Below are 14,924 nucleotides of genomic sequence, written 5' to 3' on the forward strand. Positions count from 1 at the left end.
GTCCCGGGCGACGCTAGCGGCCGGACCGCATCAGCGCGGCCAGGCTCGCGGCGAGCTGTTCGAGTGCGCTGAGATTGTGAACCGCCAGCATCGCGTCTGCTTGCCGGTGCAGCACGCTGGCCCCACGCGCCAGAGGGGCGTAGCCCTCGAAGCGCAGCAAGGGGTTGAGCCACAGCAGGCGGCGCGAATGGCGCTTGAGCCAGAGCAGTTCTTGCTCCAGCAGCGCCGGCTCGCCGGTGTCCAGGCCATCGCTGATCACCAGCACCAGCGTTCGGCGACCGGTCAGGCGGCGGGTGTGGGCGCGGCGCAACTCGGTCAGGGAGCTGCCGAGCCGAGTGCCGCCCGCGAAGTCGTCGATGGCCAGGCTGGCAGCGCCGAGCATGGCGTCGGTGTCGGCGAGCCGGAAGGCGGGGGTCAGGTCTGTCAGGCGGGTGCCGAAGGCGAACACGTCGCGCCGGCCCGCGCGGCGAGTGGCCGCGTGCAGGAAAGCCAGCAGCAAGCGCGCATAGCGCTCCATCGAGCCCGATACATCGACAAGCACCAGCAGCGGCAAGGGCTGCTCGCGCCGCGTCAGCCTGGGTAGACGCAGGATCTCGCCGCCCGTGCGCGCCGCCTCGTGCAACACGCCCGGCCAATGCATGCGCGCATGCTGCCGGCCCGCATCGCCGGCCACGCGCAGACGGCGCGACGGCAGCTCGGGAATCGGCAGCCTGATGTCGCGTGCGAGCCGTTCGACCAGGCGGTACTCAGAAGCGCCGAGCGCGTTGAAGTCCGCATGCTGCAGGCGCTGGCGGTCGCTCGACGTCATGGCAGCGTCGAACTCGACTTCGCGGTCGGGCTTGGCCAGCTCGGCCGGCTTGGCGGGGTTGCGCGGCGCGGTGAGCGCCTCGCGCACGCGCGGCCGGCGCTTCGAGGGCTCAGCCTTGCCTTCGGCACTGGGCAGCATCTGTGCGAGCAGCTTGTTGGCCAGTTCCGGGTCGCGAAACCAGGCGTCGAAGAGTTCGCGGAACACCATGCGGTCCTGCTCGCGGCTCACCATCACGGCTTCCATCGCGGCGCTGAGGTCGAGCCTGTCTTCCACGCCCACCAGCGTGGCCGCTTCGGCAGCCAGTGCAATGCGCATGGCATCGGTGCGCACGCCAGCACGGCGCAGCGCACGGCCGAAGGCGGTGATGTTGCCGGCGAGCTTGCCGCTGCGGACGTCGCCGAGTTGCTGAATGCCGCCGGTGGTCATGCCTCGGGCTTGAGCAGGTCCAACGCCAGCTCCCGCGTCAGCGCGGCCACGTCGTCGCGCTGCTTGAACAGGATGCCGGCGGTGTCGACCACCACCTCGGGGTCGAGCTCGACGGTGTCGAGCGCAATCAGCGCCCTCGCCCATTCGACGCTCTCGGCGATACCGGGTGCGCGCTGGAAGGCGTTGACGAAAGGCGCCTCGCGCAGCCGCGCGACGAAAGCCGACACCTGCGCCGACAGCTTCTCGCCAGCCTGCGGCACCTGGGCGCGCACGATGGCCAGTTCACGCTCGCGCTCGGGGTAGTCGAGCCAGTGATAGAGGCAGCGGCGCTTGACCGCATCGTTGAGCTCACGCGTGCGGTTGCTCGTGAGAATGGTCACGGGCGGCACCACGGCGCGCACCGTGCCCAGTTCGGGAATGCTCACCTGGTACTCGCCCAGGTATTCGAGCAGGAAGGCCTCGAAGGGCTCGTCGGCGCGGTCCACCTCGTCGATCAACAGCACGGCGCCGGGCAGCGGCGTCTGCAGCGCCTGCAGCAGCGGGCGGCGGATCAGGTAGTGCGGCTGGTAGACCTCGGCTTCCACGTCGCGCGCCGCGCCCGTGGCCTCGGCCGCGCGCATGTGCAGCAGCTGCGCCGCGTAGTTCCATTCGTAGAGCGCCTCGCGCTGCTCCAGACCGTCGTAGCACTGCAGCCGCAGCAGCTCGCGGCTCAGCGCGGTCGACAGCGCCTTCGCCAGCTCGGTCTTGCCGACGCCGGGCTCGCCTTCGAGCAGCAGCGGGCGCTGCAGCTTGAGCGCGAGAAACACGGCCGTGGCCAGTCGCCGGTCGGCGAAGTAGCCGGCCTGCACCAAAGCTTCGGAGAGGGAATCGATGGTCGGAAAGATCATGGCGAAGCGTAGCGGAAGACGCGAGAGTGTCGCGCCTTCCTGGCCGTGGTTGGCAGTGCCAGCCTGCTCAGCCCAGGGCCTTGGTCACCGCGCGTTGCGTCAGCACGCTGATCAGGTTCGCGCGGTACGCGGCCGAGGCATGCAGGTCGCTGTTGAGATCGCTCGCGTCGATCTTCACCGCTGCGGCGGCGGCCGCGGTGAAGCTCTTGTTCAACGCATCTTCCAGCCCGGCATGACGGAACACGCCGTTGCCCGCGCCGGTGATCGCCACGCGCACGCCGCTGTCGTATTGCGCAAGGAACACGCCGACCAGCGGAAAGTTCGACGCCTTCTGGCGCAGCTTTTCATAAACGGCGCGCTTCGGAATGGGAAAGCGGATCGCGGTGATCAGCTCGTCCTCTTCCAGCGCCGTGGTGAACAGGCCCAGGAAGAAATCGTCGGCGGCAATCTCGCGCTTCGACGTGATCACGGTCGCGCCCGAGGCGAGCACCGCGCTGGGATAGCACGCCGCTGGGTCGTTGTTGGCCACCGAGCCGCCGATGGTGCCCATCGCGCGTACCTGCCGGTCACCGATGCGCGAGGCCAGGTCGGCCAGCGCCGGATAGGAGGCCTTCACGTCGACATTGTTCGCCACGTCGAGGTGACGCGACATGGCGCCGATGGTGATGGCGTTGCCGTTCTTCGTGATGCCGGTGAGTTCCTTGATGCCGCTGAGGTCCACCAGCTGTTCGGGGGCCGAGAGCCGCAGCTTCATCGAAGCCAGCAGGGTCTGGCCGCCCGCCAGCGGCTTGGCGCCGGCGGCAACGAGTTTGGCCGCATCGGCCACGGTGGTGGGCCGTTCGAGTGTGAAGGCATACATGGTGTGATTCCTTCTTTGTTTTAGTGTTGGGCCGCGGCCTGCATCGCTTCCCAGACGCGGCTGGGAGAGGCAGGCATGTCGAAATCCTTGACGCCCAGCGGCGCCAGCGCGTCGAGCACCGCATTGATCACGGCCGGCGGCGAGCCGATGGCCCCCGCTTCGCCGCAGCCCTTGGTGCCTAGCGGGTTGTGTGTGCACGGGGTGCACACGGTGTCGAGCTTGAATTGCGGAAAGTCGCCTGCTCGTGGCATGGCGTAGTCCATGAAGCTGCCTGTGAGCAGCTGGCCGGTCTCGTTGTCGTAGACGCAGTTTTCGAGCAGCGCCTGGCCGATGCCCTGCACCAGCCCGCCGTGCACCTGGCCCTCGACGATCATCGGGTTGATGATGGTGCCGAAGTCGTCCACCGCGGTGAAACGGTCGACCTTGACTTCGCCGGTTTGCTTGTCGACTTCGACTTCGCAGATGTAGGTGCCGCCCGGAAAGGTGAAGTTGGTCGGGTCGTAGAAGGCGGTTTCGTTCAGGCCCGGCTCCAGCTTGTCGAGCGGGTAGTTGTGCGGCACGTAGGCCGTGAGCGCCACCTGGCCGAAGGGGATCTTCTTGTCGGTGCCCTTGACCGTGAACTCGCCGTTGGCGAACTCGATGTCGGCGTCGCTGGCCTCCATCAGGTGCGCGGCGATCTTCTTGGCCTTGGTCTCGATCTTGTCGAGCGCCTTCATGATGGCCGCGCCGCCCACCGAGATGGAGCGCGAACCGTAAGTGCCCATGCCGAAGGGCACGCGACCGGTGTCTCCGTGCACCACGTCGACGTTCTCGACCGGAATGCCCAGCCTCGCCGCTACCACCTGTGCGAAGGTCGTTTCATGGCCCTGGCCATGGCTGTGCGAGCCGGTGAACACCGTCACGCTGCCGGTCGGGTGCACGCGGATCTCGCCGCATTCGAACAAACCCGCCCGCGCGCCGAGCGCCCCGGCGATGTTCGACGGCGCAATGCCGCAAGCCTCGATGTAGCTCGAGTAGCCGATGCCGCGCAGCTTGCCCTTGGCCTCGGTAGCCGACTTGCGCGCCGCGAAGCCATCGACTTCGGCCAGCACGCGGGCCTTGTCCATGCAGGCGTGGAAGTCGCCCGTGTCGTACTGCAGCGCCACCGGCGTCTGGTACGGGAAGGTGCTGATGAAGTTGCGCTTGCGGATCTCGTCCTGCCCCAGCTTCATTTCCCAGGCGCAGCGCGACACCAGCCGCTCCAGCAGATAGGTGGCCTCGGGCCGCCCCGCCCCGCGATAGGCATCGACCGGTGCGGTGTTGGTGAACCAGGCATCGACCTCGACGTAGATCTGCGGCGTGGTGTACTGGCCCGCCAGCAGCGTGGCGTAAAGGATGGTCGGCACTGCGGTCGAGAAGGTCGACAGGTAAGCGCCGAGGTTGGCGTCTGTATGCACGCGCAGCGCGAGGAACTTGCCGTCTTTGTCCATCGCCATTTCGGCGTGGCTCACATGGTCGCGGCCGTGCGCGTCAGACAGGAAGCACTCCGAGCGCTCGGCCGTCCACTTGATGTTGCGGTTGAGCTGCTTGGCAGCCCAGGTCAGACACACATCTTCTGCATACAGGAAGATCTTGGAGCCGAAGCCGCCGCCCACATCGGGCGCTATCACGCGCACCTTGTGCTCCGGCAGGCCCAGCACGAAGGCCGTCATCAGCAGGCGCTCGACGTGCGGGTTCTGGTTGGACACGTAGAGCGTGTAGTCGTCGGTGCCCCGGCTGTAGCTGCCGATGGCCACGCGCGGCTCGATCGGATTGGGAATCAACCGGTTGTTGACCAGGTCGAGCTTGGTAACGTGCGCGGCATTGGCAAACACCGCATCGACCGCCGCCTTGTCGCCCAGCGCCCACTTGTAGCACTGGTTGTCGGGCGCCTCGTCGTGCAGCACCGCGCCGCCGGCCTTCTTCGCCGCATCGGCCACGCTCACGAGCGCGGGCAGCACGTCGTAGTCGACCACCACCGCTTCAGCGGCGTTCTTGGCCTGCTCGACCGTCTCGGCCACGACCATCGCGACATGGTCGCCCACGTAGCGCACCTTCTTGATCGCGAGGATCGGGTGCATCGGCTCCTTCATCGGGGTGCCGTCGGGGTTGTTGATGAGCCAGCCGCAGGGCAGCCCGCCCATCTTTCCTTCGATGTCCTTGCCGCTGAAGATACCGATCACACCGGGCATCTTCATTGCCTCGGCAATGTCGATCGACTTGATGGCGGCATGGGCGTGCGGCGAGCGCACGAAGACCGCATGGCTCTGGTTGGCCAGCGTGATGTCGTCGGTGTAGTTGCCGGCGCCGGTCAGGAAGCGGTAGTCTTCCTTGCGCCGCAGAGCCTCGCCGATGTGCGGCAGGTTGGAGAAGTCGGAAGCACCCATGATGTCGCTCCCTTCATGCCGTTACGGTTGTCTTGACGGGAGTGCCAGAGGCCATTGCCTCGCCGCCCATCTTCACTGCCTTCACGATGTTCTGGTAGCCCGTGCAGCGGCACAGGTTGCCGTCGAGCAGTTCGCGGATTTCCGACTCGCTCGACTTGGGGTGGTGGGTGCACAGGTCGATGGCGCTCATGACCATGCCCGGGGTGCAGAAACCGCACTGCAGGCCGTGGCATTCCTTGAAGGCCGCCTGCATGGGGTGCATGGTGCCGTCAGCCTCGGCAATGCCCTCGATGGTGGTGATGTCCGCGCCGGCAGCCTGGGCGACCAGCACATTGCATGATTTGACGGCCCGGCCGTTCACGTGGACAGTGCAGGCACCGCACTGGGCTGTGTCGCAGCCGACGTGGGTACCGGTGAGATGGAGGTGCTCCCGGATGGCGTAGACGAGGAAGGTGTTGGGAGGAGCGTCGACCGTGACCTGACGGCCGTTGACCTTGAAAGCGACCTGCATTTGGCTGTCTCCGTTAAAGGTGATGGCTGTTTCAGCAAAAGCATCTTGGATGCCGACCTTTCGCACTATCCTAGGCAAAACCCTTGACACTTGCACAGACCGCGCGAAATTCTCAAAATGAAACAGCTTGCCGTCCGGCGAGCCAGGAAAAGCCTCCCCACACGCGCGAAAAACCACGATGCCCGTCTCTATCGTTTCGCCACCGCCTGAGCGTTCCCTGGCCATTGCCCAAGCCCGCCGTGAAGTGATCGAGGGCGAGTCGGCCGCCCGGGCGCGCGGCGCGGCCTGCGTCGATTCGTGGATCACCCGTTCATGGCAGCGCTGCATCGAGGCCGGCCGCCGGCCGCAGCAGCGAGTCAGCTTCGATCCGGTGAGCCGCTCGGCCAGCTGCGACGTCGCCGAGCGCAACCGGGCGCTGATCTCGGCGGCCCGCCCGGTAATAGAGCGGCTCTCGCGCGCCATTGCCGACACCCGCTATTTCGCCGTGCTGACCGATGCCGACGGTATCGTCATCGACGTGGGCAACCTGCCCGACGGTGCCGACGCCGCGAGCCGCTACGCGCGCGACATCGGGCGCGTCGGCGTCGACCTGTCAGAGCGCGCCATCGGCACCAGCGCCATTGGCACCGCACTGGCCGAGCAGGAATCGGTGTGGCTGCACCGCGGCGAGCATTTCTTCGACGACACCAGCGTCTACAGCTGCGCCGGTGCCCCGCTCTTCGGCCCCCGTGGCGACTGCATCGGCATGCTCGACCTGACCGGCGTGCAGGTGGTCGAGCGGCCCGAGCTGCGCCACCTGGCCACCCTGTCCGCGCGCAGCATCGAGAACATGCTGGTGATGCGCGAGCCCTGCGAGCTGCTGCTGCACCTGGCATGGCCCGGCAACACGAACAGCGAAGCCACCGAGGGGCTGCTGTGCATCGACGCCGGTGGCAACGTGACTGGCGCCAATGCAGCAGCCCGGCAGATGCTGCACCAGCCGCTGCCGCGCAGCGAGCACGCCTTGCACTTCAATGACCTGTTCGCGCTGCCGCTGCACATGATGTTCGACGCGGCCCGGCGCAGCGATGCTGTACTCGAAGTGCCGCTCTGGTCGGGTCTGCGGGTGCAGGTGCGGCCCCAGCGCAGTGGCACTGGCGCCACTGCGGGCGGGCCCGTGTCCGACACCCGCCCGCGGCTGCGCGATGTGGAAACCGCGCTGATCCGCAAGGCAGTGGCCGATGCGCGCGGCAATGTCGCGGAAGCAGCACGGGCCTTGGGCATCAGCCGGGCGACCGTCTACCGCAAGCTGTGGCGTGGACGGCCTGCCAGCGCGCCGGATTGAGCGCCAGCCGTTCAGCTTTCGTTCAGACTCAGGCGCCGACCGGCACCTTGTCCAGGAAGCCCGTCACCGAACGGAGCTTGCCAGCGTCGAGTTGGACGAAGTCGGTGCCCTGGATCAGGTCTTCCGCTCCGCTCGGCCCCAGCGTCCACGAGAAGCGCAGGTGGTCGCCGTGCGCATCGGCCTTGCCCAGCAAGTTGAAGCGAAAGCCCGGATAACGCTGGTGCACCACGCCAACCAGCGCACTGATCTGCTCGTGCCCGCTGGCCTGCGCCATCGGGTCCACGTAGCGGGCGTTGGCGGTCCACCCTGCTTCGATCAAAGCGGCGCGGCGCGCGGCGTCGGTTTCGTTCCAGACGGCGATGTAGCGTTGGGCGATCGCGGTGGCATCGTGTGCGGCGGTGTTCATGATGACGATTCCTTTCGAGGGTTTCGACCCGCAACATCGCGGGGTGAAGGAATGGTCGCGTCGCACGCGATTCGCGTCGATGACCTGTCAGGTCATGCCGCAGCGTCCATCGAGGCGTTCGCATCCAGCGGAAACACAGGCCGGCGCACCTTGCTGAAGGGGAACAGGCTGTAGTCCGAACTCGTGACGCCCGGGCTGTCGCACTCCACCAGCGCGGCCGACAGCGGCTCGAACACCGGCCGGCAATACATGCGCGACTTGAGCAGCAGAAAGCGCTCGGTGCGCGGATCGAGCCCCGCGCATTCGAAGACGCCGATGTCCCACGGCTCCTGCGTGCGCTCGGTCACGACAATGCGCGCCGTGCCGATATCGAACAGCACCGTGCGCCCCATGCTGCTGCGCTGGCCGGTGTAGGTGGGGCCGGTGATCACGTACTCGCCATTGCTGATGGCTCGCACGGTGCCCGTCAGGCGCACCGGCGTCTTCGAGAGGCCGATGCCTTCGAGCGACACCTTGTTGCCGAGCGCCACCGTCACCTGCGCGCCCTCGCCCGCCTCGACCAGCTGCGCCACCGCCTCGGGATCGCACAGCGGCCCTACGCCGATGCCGTGCAGCCCTTGCGCCAGCGCCTCCTGCAGCACATCCATGGTGTCGCAGCTGCCGCCGGACATGCAGTTGTCGCCATGGTCGAGCAGCAGCACCGGGCGCGTCGCGCCCTCGGCAATCAGCCTGGCGCGCGCAATCGATTGCGCCAGCGGTTCGCTGCGGTAGATGAAGGCCTCGCGCTCGCTCCACATCTGCGCAGCAATGCGGTCGGCCGTGGCCTGCGCGCGCTCGGGTGATTGCGCGTCGACGACGATCACGCTCATGCACGGCGACTCGATGTCCGACAGCGAGAAGCCCGCCAGGATCGACACCGCGAGCGACTCCGACTTCTCGGCCTCGCGCGCCGCCTCGATGGCGCGCTGCATCGCGCCGGTGAACGACGCGCTGCGCAGCGTGTGCGCCATCAGCGGCAGCCGGTGCCAGCGCATCGCCGGCTTGCTGCGCCCGGCCAGCAGGTCGAACATCAGTCGGCCGGCGTGCTCGCCAGTTTCGTACATGTCGATGTGCGGATAGGTCTTGAAGCCGACGATGACGTCGGCGTTGCCGACCATCTCGGGCGTGACATTGGCATGCAGGTCGAGCGCCACGCCGATGGGCACGCCCGGCGCCGCCGCGCGCAGGCGCACCAGCAGGTCTCCTTCGCCGTCGGCGCTGTTCTGCGCCACCATCGCGCCGTGCAGGTCGAGCAGGATGGCGTCGCAGCCCGCAGCCGCATCGACGATGCGTTGCGTCAGCAGGGTGTAGGCCTGCGCATCGACCGGCCCGCTCGGGTTGGCCGAAGCCGACACCGGCGTGACGAGTTCAGCACCGGCCGCTTCGGCCAGGTCGATGAAGGCCGACATCGCGGTGCGCATGCCCTTGTTGTCGCGGTAAGCCTGCTCGCCGAAGGTCGGTCCGTCGGGGCCGAAGGCCGCGAGCGGCGTGGGCACGGGCGAGAAGGTGTTGGTCTCGTGGTTGAGGCGCGCTATCAAGACTTTCATTGAGCAAACTTCCCACCGGTTGCCAGCATCGTGATGTCGCCGAAACTCGAGCCGTTGCGGTTGTCGGTCTTGAACGTGAGCATGTAGCCGCCCAGGTTCATGGGCGGTGAAGTCTCGATGGTTCGCCTGAGCGATTCGGTGGTGATCGGCCCCTTCACGCGCTGCAGCGCTTCCGCAAACGCCTTGGCCGTGATGTAGCCCTCCAGGCCCAGGTAGGAGCCCTCGCCCTCGCTGCCCGCATTCTTGCGCGCGCGCTGGTACTCGTCGACGATCGGGAAGCGGGTCTTCCAGAACGGCGGCATCACCTGCGACAGCACGATGCCGCGGCTCTTCTCGCCGAGCTCCTTGTAGAGCAGGAAAGAACTGGCCACCGAGTTCGTGTAGATCTGCGGATGAATCGGCGCGGCAACCAGCGCCCGGATCATGTTGATCGCCGGCATGCCGGCCGCAATGACGTACACGGCCTGCGCGCCGCTGGCAATGATCTGCTGCGCGGCGCGCGTCGGTTCCTTTTCCTGCGGATCGAAGCGCAGTGCCAGCACCTGGGACAGCCCGTTCTTCTGGAGCGCGTCTATTGCGTCCTTCTCGATGCCTTTGCCGTAGGCGTCGTCGCTCGAGACGATGGCGATGCGCGTCAGGCCCACCGTCGCCAGGTGGGTCATCACGCGCCGCACTTCGTCGGCGTACGACTCGCGCACGTGATAGATCGGCACCTTCGGCCCGCGCAGCACCGCGGCACCGGTCAACCCGCCGAAGATGAAGCTGTCGTACTTCGCTGCCACAGGCGCCATGGCCGCGCCAATGCCGGTGCCCATGGTTCCGAAGAGGCAGACCACGCGGTCGGTGGCCAGCAGCTTCTCGGCGTTGGCCGCGGCCTTGTCGGCCGCATAGACATCGTCGTACGTGATCATCTTGACGGGCCGCCCGCCGATGCCACCGGCCTTGTTCAGCTGGTCGAACAGCAGTGTCTGGCCTTCCATGAACGCGAGGCTGTTGGGCGCCAGCGGCCCCGTCAGCACCGCGGACTGGCCCACCAGGATGGGTTCGGAAGCGCTTGCGGACACGGCGGCCCACGCCAGGGTCAGCGCCATCAGGGCGCAGCGCCACGCCTTCACGACACGACTCCCGCGCTTTGCAGCATGGCCTGCAGCAGCACATTGCAGCCGGCTTCGAGGTGGTCGGGCTGCGCGTCCTCTATCTCGTTGTGGCTGATGCCGTCGAGGCAGGGCACGAAGATCATGGCCGTGGGGCACACGCGTGCGAGGTACACCGCGTCGTGGCCTGCCCCGCTGATCACGTTCATCCAGGTCATGCCCTGCGCCTGCGCGGCTTCGCGCACGGCCGACACCAGCTTTGGTGTGAAGGGCTGCGGCTGGAAATACACGACCTGCTCCGCCGACATCTCGACCTTGCCCTTCGTCGCGATGCGCTGCACGGCTTCTTTCAGTTCGGCGTCCATGGCCAGCAGCACCACGTCGTCGGCCGCGCGCAGGTCGACGCTGAGCTTCACGCGGCCCGGGATCACGTTGCGCGAGTTCGGGTAGTTGTCGATCCAGCCGACCGTGCCGCGCCCATGCGGCGCGTGGGCGAGCGCAATGCGGTTGACCTCGATCACGAGTTCGGAAGCGGCCAGCAGCGCGTCTTTGCGCAGCTCCATCGGCGTGGGGCCGGCATGGGCTTCCATGCCCTGCACCACCACGTCGTACCAGCGCTGGCCGAGAGCGCCCTCGACCACGCCGATCACGCGCTCGTTGGCTTCAAGCACCGGGCCCTGCTCGATGTGCGCCTCAAAGTACGCACCCACCGGCGATGTTGTTGCCGACGCGGGCGTGCTGCCCGCGTAGCCGATGGAAGCCAGCGCATCGGACACGCTGACGCCGTCGTTGTCGCACTGCACCAGTGCATGCTCGAGCGTGAATGCACCGGCGAACACGCCGGAGCCCATCATCACGGGCACGAAGCGCGAGCCCTCTTCGTTGGTCCATACCGCCACTTCGAGCGGCGCCTCGGTTTCGATCTTCGCGTCGTTCAGGCTTCGGATCACCTCCAGCCCCGCGAGCACGCCGTAGTTGCCGTCGAACTTGCCGCCCGTGGGTTGCGTGTCGATGTGGCTGCCGGTGGTGACGGGCGGCAGCGCGTTGTTGCGGCCGGCGCGGCGCGCGAAGATGTTGCCGATGGCGTCCACGCGGACTTCGCAGCCCGCCTCGCGCACCCAGCGCACGAACAGGTCTCGGCCCTGGCGGTCGAGGTCGGTCAGCGCGATGCGGCAGACGCCGCCTTTCTCGGTGGCGCCGAGTTGCGCCAGTTCCATCAGCGAGTTCCAGAGCCGCTGGCCGTCGATGCGGAGTTCAGTGTGTGAGTTCATGGCTTTGCGATAAAGATGAGTGTTGCGGGAAGCCTCAAGCAAGGCCCACGCCCAGATAGCGGTCTTTCACTTCATGGTCGGCCATGAAGGCTTCGTTGCCGGCCTCGTGCACGATCACGCCCTGCTCCACGATGTAGTGGCGGTCGGCCAGCTGCACGCAGACTTCGAGGTTCTGCTCGACCAGCAGGATGGCCACGCCGGCCGCCTTGATGGTTTTGAGCTGCGCGACGATCTCCTCGACGATCACCGGCGCCAGGCCCTCGACCGGCTCGTCGAGGATCAGCAGGCGCGGGTGGTTCATGAGCGCGCGGCCGATGGCCAGCATCTGCTGCTCGCCGCCCGAGAGCTGCCCGCCGCCATTGCGCCGCCGCTCCTTGAGGCGCGGAAAGATGCGGTAGATATCGGCCAGTTGCCAGGGCGATTCGCGCCGCAGGCCGAGCAGCAGGTTTTCTTCCACCGTCAGCAGCTTGAAGACGCCGCGGTGCTCGGGCACCAGGCACACGCCGCGCGTGGCGATACGGTGCGGCGGCATGCCCGCGATGTCGGCGCCCTGGAAGCGCACGCGCCCGCTCGTGGGCGTGACCGCCCCGGCAATGCTCTTGAGCGTGGTCGACTTGCCCGCGCCGTTGCGCCCCAGCAGCGTGACGAGCTCTGCCTCGCCCACGGTCATCGAGATGCCCTGCAGCACGTGGCTCTTGCCGTAGTGCGCATGGAGCTTTTCGACTTCGAGGATGTTCTTCCCGCCGCTCATGCCTTGCCTCCGGTGATCATGTTGCCCAGGTAGGCCGTGCGCACCCGCGCATCGGCGCGGATGTCGCCCGGCAGCCCCTCGGCGAGCACGCAGCCCAGCTGCATCACGGTCACGGTGTCGGAGATGTCCATCACGATGTTCATGTTGTGCTCGATCAGCACCACGGTGTGCCGGTCGCGCAGGCTGCGAATGAGCTGCTTCATGTCGTCGAGGTCGTCGATACCCATGCCCGAGGTCGGCTCGTCGAGGAAGATGGCTTTCGGCTTGGCGGCCAGCGCCATGCCCACTTCGAGGCGGCGCTGCTGGCCGTGCGAAAGCTCGCTGGCCGGTGTGTTCGCCAACCGCTCGAGCCCTACGCGCTGCAGCACCTCGTCCACCGTCTGCGTGCAGGCCAGTTCGCCGACTGGCGCGCGCCAGCAGTTCATGGCCTGGCGCGGCGAAACGCCCTGCGCCGCCACGCGCAGGTTCTCGCGCACCGACAGGCTCAGGAACAGCGCCGTGACCTGGAACGAACGCGCCATGCCGCGTTGCACGCGCCGGTAGTCGGGCTCGCGCGTGACGTCGTGGCCATCGAACAGGATGCGTCCGCCAGTGGTCGTGCCAGTGCCCGTGAGCATGTGGAACAGCGTGGTCTTGCCCGCACCGTTGGGGCCGATCACCGAATGCACGGTGTTGCGCCTGATCTTCAGGTCCACCCCGCCGAGCGCGGCGAACTTGCCATAGTGTTTGGTGACGCCAATGGCTTCGATGAGAACGTCGCTCATGCCTTTTCTCCTTGCGCGGCAGGGGCGTTTGGAGCCGGTGGCGTCCGCCGGAAGATGCGTTTCCAGATGCCCTCGCCCAGCCCCCAGAGCCCGCGCTGCATGCCGATGCTCACGCCGATCAGCAGCAGGCCCAGCAGCAGCAGCCAGCGCGGCCACAGTGTGGAGAGCCAGTCGGCCAGCAGCACATAGAAGGCCGAACCCAGCACCGAGGCAAACAGGTTGCCGGTGCCGCCGATCACGGTGATGACCAGGATCATCTCGCTCGTGTGGTACTCGGCGTTCGACAGCGGCGCAATGCCGGTCATCATGGCGTGCAGCCCGCCCGCCAGGCCGGTGACGGCTCCCGAGATCATGAAGGCCAGCAGCTTGAAGCGCTTGAGGTCATAGCCCACGGCGGCGGCCCGGTCCTCGTTGTCGCGAATGGCGAGCAGCGTGCGGCCGAAGATCGAATCGGTCACGCGCAGCAACAGGCCGAAGGCGATCAGGAAGATCACCGCGACGAAGGCGTAGTACTTCCACGGCGTGTCCATGAAGCCGGGGCGCGGCACGTCGAGCAGGCCGTTGTCGCCGCCCGTGAGGTCGGTGGCGGTGTAAGCGATGAAATAGAACATCTGCGCGAAGGCCAGCGTGAGCATCACGAAGTAGGTGCCGCGCTGGCGGATGGCAACCCAGCCGACCACTGCCGCACCGATCGCACCCATGGCCATGGCCGCGAGCAATGCGAGAGGCATGGGCAGGTGCAGGCGCGTGAGCAAAATTGCGATGGTGTAGCTGCCCAGCCCGAAGAAGATGCCCTGCCCGAAGGACAGCAGCCCCGTGTAGCCCAGCAGCAGGTTGCAGCCCAGCGCGGCCAGCGCGTAGATGAGCACCTCGCTCGCGAGCGAGCCCGAGCTCAGCACCAGCGGCAGGCCCAGCGCGGCGATCAACGCCAGGAGGAATGTGATTTTTCTCGGCATGGCGTTGTTCATCCTTTGCGGCCGAGCAGGCCATGCGGGCGCAGCAGCAGCACGGCCGCCATCGCGATGTAGATCATCAAACTCGCCCCCGGCGGCCAGATGGTGCTCATGAGGCTTTGCACGATGCCGATCACCAGCCCGCCCACGAGCGCGCCGCCGAAGCTGCCGAGCCCGCCGATCACCACCACCACGAAGGCCACGCTCAGCGCCTCGACGCCCATGAAGGGCTCTGCGCCGCGAATAGGCGCGGCGAGCACGCCAGCCAGCGCGGCAGTGGCCGCGCCCAGCGCGAACACCAGGCTGAACACGCGGAACACGTTGATGCCGAGCAGCGACACCATCTCGGTCGATTCGCTGCCCGCGCGCACCGCGCTGCCCAGGCGCGTGCCTTCGAGCACCCACCACAGCAGCACCGCGAGCACGGCGGTGAAGCCGATCACGAACAGTCGGTACTTGGGATAGACGAAGGCACCCCACATGACCACGCCCTGCAGCAAGTCGGGCGTGGCCACGCTGTTGCCCAGCGGGCCCCAGAACACGATCACGATTTCCTGCACCGCGAGCGCGAGGCCCACCGTCACGAGGATGTGGAACTCGTGCGCCTTGGCATACACGCGGCGCAGCAGCAGCTTCTCGGCCAGCCAGCCCAGCGCGCCGACAGCGAGCGGCACAACGAGCAGCGCGGCCCAGAAGTTCAGGCCCCACTGCATGGCCTGGTAGCACAGGTAAGCACCCAGCAGATAGAAAGCCCCGTGCGCGAAATTCACGAAGCGCAGCAGGCCGAACACGATGGACAAGCCAACGGCCAGCAGGAAATACAGCATGCCAATGCCGATTCCGTTGATGGTCTGGAGCAGGTAGACGGACATGGGCGCG

14 protein-coding genes are annotated in these 14,924 nt (G+C 67.1%); 1 reads left to right on the forward strand and 13 read right to left on the reverse strand.

Going from position 1 to position 14,924, the window contains the following annotated elements; translation table 11 throughout:
* Window positions 1-13: 13 nt before the first annotated feature.
* From NWF24_RS22795 to NWF24_RS22815, 5 genes are all read right to left on the reverse strand, one after another.
* Complete coding sequence (locus NWF24_RS22795; protein ID WP_258350530.1) at window positions 14-1,234, reverse strand: vWA domain-containing protein; 1,221 nt, start codon at window positions 1,232-1,234, stop codon at window positions 14-16.
* On the reverse strand, window positions 1,231-2,121 hold the full coding sequence (locus tag NWF24_RS22800) for an AAA family ATPase (RefSeq protein WP_258350531.1): 891 nt from the start codon (window positions 2,119-2,121) through the stop codon (window positions 1,231-1,233). Before NWF24_RS22800 ends, NWF24_RS22795 begins: the two co-directional genes overlap by 4 nt.
* Before the next feature lie 67 nt (window positions 2,122-2,188).
* Window positions 2,189-2,980, reverse strand: coding sequence for an FAD binding domain-containing protein (locus tag NWF24_RS22805; protein WP_258350532.1), 792 nt, complete (start codon window positions 2,978-2,980; stop codon window positions 2,189-2,191).
* A gap of 20 nt (window positions 2,981-3,000) precedes the next feature.
* Window positions 3,001-5,385, reverse strand: a complete 2,385-nt coding sequence (locus tag NWF24_RS22810) for a xanthine dehydrogenase family protein molybdopterin-binding subunit (protein ID WP_258350533.1) — start codon at window positions 5,383-5,385, stop codon at window positions 3,001-3,003.
* A gap of 13 nt (window positions 5,386-5,398) precedes the next feature.
* Window positions 5,399-5,896, reverse strand: a complete 498-nt coding sequence (locus tag NWF24_RS22815) for a (2Fe-2S)-binding protein (RefSeq protein WP_093050034.1) — start codon at window positions 5,894-5,896, stop codon at window positions 5,399-5,401.
* A 178-nt stretch (window positions 5,897-6,074) separates the two neighbouring features.
* Between NWF24_RS22815 and NWF24_RS22820 the strand changes: the two genes are divergently transcribed.
* Window positions 6,075-7,220, forward strand: coding sequence for a helix-turn-helix domain-containing protein (locus tag NWF24_RS22820; protein ID WP_258350535.1), 1,146 nt, complete (start codon window positions 6,075-6,077; stop codon window positions 7,218-7,220).
* Between the two features lie 28 nt (window positions 7,221-7,248).
* Here the strand turns inward: NWF24_RS22820 and NWF24_RS22825 are convergent, their stop codons facing one another.
* The 8 genes from NWF24_RS22825 to NWF24_RS22860 all read right to left on the reverse strand — a co-directional run bounded on the left by NWF24_RS22825 (window position 7,249) and on the right by NWF24_RS22860 (window position 14,917).
* A complete protein-coding gene (locus tag NWF24_RS22825; protein WP_258350536.1) occupies window positions 7,249-7,626 on the reverse strand; it encodes a nuclear transport factor 2 family protein in 378 nt (125 codons plus the stop codon).
* Between the two features lie 92 nt (window positions 7,627-7,718).
* The gene (locus NWF24_RS22830; RefSeq protein ID WP_258350537.1) at window positions 7,719-9,212 is read right to left on the reverse strand and encodes a M81 family metallopeptidase; all 1,494 of its coding nucleotides are present in this window, start codon (window positions 9,210-9,212) and stop codon (window positions 7,719-7,721) included.
* Window positions 9,209-10,327: an ABC transporter substrate-binding protein gene (locus NWF24_RS22835; RefSeq protein WP_258350538.1), complete on the reverse strand. Its 1,119-nt coding sequence runs from the start codon at window positions 10,325-10,327 to the stop codon at window positions 9,209-9,211. Before NWF24_RS22835 ends, NWF24_RS22830 begins: the two co-directional genes overlap by 4 nt.
* Window positions 10,324-11,577 carry a Zn-dependent hydrolase gene (locus NWF24_RS22840; RefSeq protein ID WP_258350539.1) on the reverse strand — a complete coding sequence of 418 codons (1,254 nt, stop codon included), beginning with the start codon at window positions 11,575-11,577 and terminating at the stop codon, window positions 10,324-10,326. The genes NWF24_RS22835 and NWF24_RS22840 overlap by 4 nt, the downstream gene beginning before the upstream one ends.
* 34 nt (window positions 11,578-11,611) lie before the next feature.
* Window positions 11,612-12,328: an ABC transporter ATP-binding protein gene (locus NWF24_RS22845; protein ID WP_258350540.1), complete on the reverse strand. Its 717-nt coding sequence runs from the start codon at window positions 12,326-12,328 to the stop codon at window positions 11,612-11,614.
* The gene (locus NWF24_RS22850) at window positions 12,325-13,092 is read right to left on the reverse strand and encodes an ABC transporter ATP-binding protein (RefSeq protein ID WP_258350541.1); all 768 of its coding nucleotides are present in this window, start codon (window positions 13,090-13,092) and stop codon (window positions 12,325-12,327) included. The genes NWF24_RS22845 and NWF24_RS22850 overlap by 4 nt, the downstream gene beginning before the upstream one ends.
* The gene (locus NWF24_RS22855) at window positions 13,089-14,048 is read right to left on the reverse strand and encodes a branched-chain amino acid ABC transporter permease (protein WP_093076048.1); all 960 of its coding nucleotides are present in this window, start codon (window positions 14,046-14,048) and stop codon (window positions 13,089-13,091) included. Before NWF24_RS22855 ends, NWF24_RS22850 begins: the two co-directional genes overlap by 4 nt.
* 8 nt (window positions 14,049-14,056) lie before the next feature.
* Window positions 14,057-14,917, reverse strand: a complete 861-nt coding sequence (locus NWF24_RS22860; RefSeq protein ID WP_258350542.1) for a branched-chain amino acid ABC transporter permease — start codon at window positions 14,915-14,917, stop codon at window positions 14,057-14,059.
* Window positions 14,918-14,924: the final 7 nt, after the last annotated feature.

Origin of the sequence: Variovorax paradoxus, assembly GCF_024734665.1 — a bacterium.
In the GTDB taxonomy this organism is placed as follows: Bacteria; Pseudomonadota; Gammaproteobacteria; order Burkholderiales; family Burkholderiaceae_C; genus Variovorax.

Coding starts and splice junctions, on each gene's coding strand:
- NWF24_RS22795 (WP_258350530.1), bottom strand. CDS start 1,234: ATGACCACCGGCGGCATTCAGCAACTCGGCGACGTCCGCAGCGGCAAG.
- NWF24_RS22815 (WP_093050034.1), bottom strand. CDS start 5,896: ATGCAGGTCGCTTTCAAGGTCAACGGCCGTCAGGTCACGGTCGACGCT.
- NWF24_RS22860 (WP_258350542.1), bottom strand. CDS start 14,917: ATGTCCGTCTACCTGCTCCAGACCATCAACGGAATCGGCATTGGCATG.
- NWF24_RS22810 (WP_258350533.1), bottom strand. CDS start 5,385: ATGGGTGCTTCCGACTTCTCCAACCTGCCGCACATCGGCGAGGCTCTG.
- NWF24_RS22800 (WP_258350531.1), bottom strand. CDS start 2,121: ATGATCTTTCCGACCATCGATTCCCTCTCCGAAGCTTTGGTGCAGGCC.
- NWF24_RS22830 (WP_258350537.1), bottom strand. CDS start 9,212: ATGAAAGTCTTGATAGCGCGCCTCAACCACGAGACCAACACCTTCTCG.
- NWF24_RS22805 (WP_258350532.1), bottom strand. CDS start 2,980: ATGTATGCCTTCACACTCGAACGGCCCACCACCGTGGCCGATGCGGCC.
- NWF24_RS22820 (WP_258350535.1), top strand. CDS start 6,075: ATGCCCGTCTCTATCGTTTCGCCACCGCCTGAGCGTTCCCTGGCCATT.
- NWF24_RS22850 (WP_258350541.1), bottom strand. CDS start 13,092: ATGAGCGACGTTCTCATCGAAGCCATTGGCGTCACCAAACACTATGGC.
- NWF24_RS22845 (WP_258350540.1), bottom strand. CDS start 12,328: ATGAGCGGCGGGAAGAACATCCTCGAAGTCGAAAAGCTCCATGCGCAC.
- NWF24_RS22825 (WP_258350536.1), bottom strand. CDS start 7,626: ATGAACACCGCCGCACACGATGCCACCGCGATCGCCCAACGCTACATC.
- NWF24_RS22840 (WP_258350539.1), bottom strand. CDS start 11,577: ATGAACTCACACACTGAACTCCGCATCGACGGCCAGCGGCTCTGGAAC.
- NWF24_RS22855 (WP_093076048.1), bottom strand. CDS start 14,048: ATGCCGAGAAAAATCACATTCCTCCTGGCGTTGATCGCCGCGCTGGGC.